The 1,035-nt window shown below is 70.7% G+C and carries 1 protein-coding gene; it reads left to right on the top strand.

The window, feature by feature from the left end; genetic code table 11:
* Positions 1-72 precede the first annotated feature (72 nt).
* Positions 73-1,035 carry an IS481 family transposase gene (locus ACFCZF_RS40925; protein WP_376676001.1) on the top strand — a complete coding sequence of 321 codons (963 nt, stop codon included), beginning with the start codon at positions 73-75 and terminating at the stop codon, positions 1,033-1,035.

Raw genomic sequence — 1,035 nt, 5'->3', positions numbered from 1 at the left:
GCTTGAACAGGTGAGGGCCTTCTGGGTTCGGTGTGGATTGCGACATCTACCGCCGACCGCCAGGAGGCCCTCGTGTCCCACCGTAATGCCCCGCTGACCCCGACCGGCAGGCTGCGTCTGGCCCGGTGTGTTGTGGACGACGGCTGGCCGTTGCGGCGGGCCGCGGAACGCTTCCAGGTCAGCCACACCACCGCCACCCGCTGGGCAGGCCGCTACCGGCAGATGGGCGCGGCCGGGATGCACGACCGCTCCAGCCGCCCTCACCACAGCCCGCGCCAGACGTCTGCCCCCGTCGAGCATCAGGTCCTGCGGCTGCGGCGCGAGCACCGGATCGGACCGGTGCGGCTGGCCGCCCGCTGCGGCATCGCCGCTTCCACCGCCCACCGCATCCTCGTCCGGCACCACCTGCCCGCCCTGTCCGCGCTGGACCGCGCCACGGGCGAACCCGTACGCCGCTACGAACGGTCCCGGCCCGGGGAACTGGTCCACATCGACGTCAAGAAGCTCGGCCGCATCCCCGACGGCGGCGGCCACAAGGTCCTCGGCCGTGCGGCCGGCAGCCCGAACAAGGACCGGCGCAACGGCGCGGGATACGCCTACCTGCACACCGCCCTGGACGACCACACCCGTCTCGCCTACACCGAAGACCTGCCCGACGAAACCGCCGCCACCTGCGCCGGCTTCCTCACCCGGGCCACCGCCTGGTTCGCCGCGCACGGCATCACGACCGAACGGGTCCTCACCGACAACGCCTGGGCCTACAGCAAGAACACCTGGCGCCAGACCTGCCACGACCTGGGCATCAGCCCTCGCTGGACCAGGCCCTGGCGACCTCAGACCAACGGCAAAGTCGAACGCTTCCACCGCACCCTGCTCGACGAATGGGCCTACCACCGGCCCTATACCTCCGACAACGAACGGCAGGCAGCGTTTCCCGACTGGCTGGACTGGTACAACTACCACCGACCCCACACCGGCATCGGCGGCCACACACCAGCCAGCCGCGTCACCAACCTGCCCGAACAGCACACCTAG

This window comes from Streptomyces sp. NPDC056296 (genome assembly GCF_042268605.1).
GTDB lineage: Bacteria > Actinomycetota > Actinomycetes > Streptomycetales > Streptomycetaceae > Streptomyces.
This window is presented reverse-complemented; position numbering and strand designations above follow the sequence as displayed.